The 822-nt window shown below is 64.0% G+C and carries 1 protein-coding gene; it reads right to left on the reverse strand.

What is annotated here, in order from left to right:
• A partial coding sequence (locus FSO04_RS45890; RefSeq protein ID WP_154568025.1) for an integrase core domain-containing protein occupies window positions 1–822 on the reverse strand: 822 nt, incomplete at both ends.

The raw sequence follows: 822 nt of genomic DNA on the forward strand, positions 1-822 counted from the left end.
CCCATAAAGTGCTTTCGAGACCCTAAGGTGCTGTCCTTCAAAGCGTAGCTGACCATTCGCTTTGACCCGCAGTACCACGTCATCCGGGCCGTACTCCGGCTCCGGCAGGATCGATGGATACGCCCGCGGGCTCGGCCGGTAACGGCTGATCGGTGTGTCCATGCCGATCGCCTCATGCGGGCGCTCGCAGTTATATACGGTGCGCCAGCGGTCCAGTTCCTGTTGCACGTGCTGCTGGGTGGCGAAGCTTCGTCCGTTCAGTACTTCAGCCTTCAGCGTACGGTGAAACCGTTCGTCCTTGCCGTTGGTCTGCGGGTGATAAGGCCGGCTGTAACTGATGCGGATACCCAGCCGGATCAGCCAGACGGCCAGCTCGGTGAGCTGACCCGGACTGCCGGGCGCCCCCCACGGCGAGCCGTTATCGGTGTTGATGCGCAATGGCAGGCCGTAGTGCCCAAACGCCTCCCGCAATCCCGTCTGCACGGTAGCGGTGTCGGTGGGTCCACAGGCGCGCAGCAGGATGCTGAAGCGCGAGTGGTCGTCGAGTACCGTCAGGGGGCTGCAGCGCTCCTTCTCGAGGGTCTCAAAGTGTCCCTTGAAGTCCATCTGCCAGAGTACGTTGGGCTGCTCGTGCTCAAAGCGCTTCCAGGGTTGGCTCATCGCTGAATCGGCCGGCAGGATCAGGTTGTGCCGGTGCAGGATGTCGGTCACGGTGCTGGCCTGTGGCACCGCCTCAAAGCCCAGATCCTGCAGGCGCCGGCGGATCTTGCGCCCGCCCCAGCGCGGATGGGCCTGGCGCAGCCGCACCACTTCCTGCTCCAT

Source organism: Paraburkholderia madseniana (assembly GCF_009690905.1).
Lineage (GTDB): Bacteria > Pseudomonadota > Gammaproteobacteria > Burkholderiales > Burkholderiaceae > Paraburkholderia > Paraburkholderia madseniana.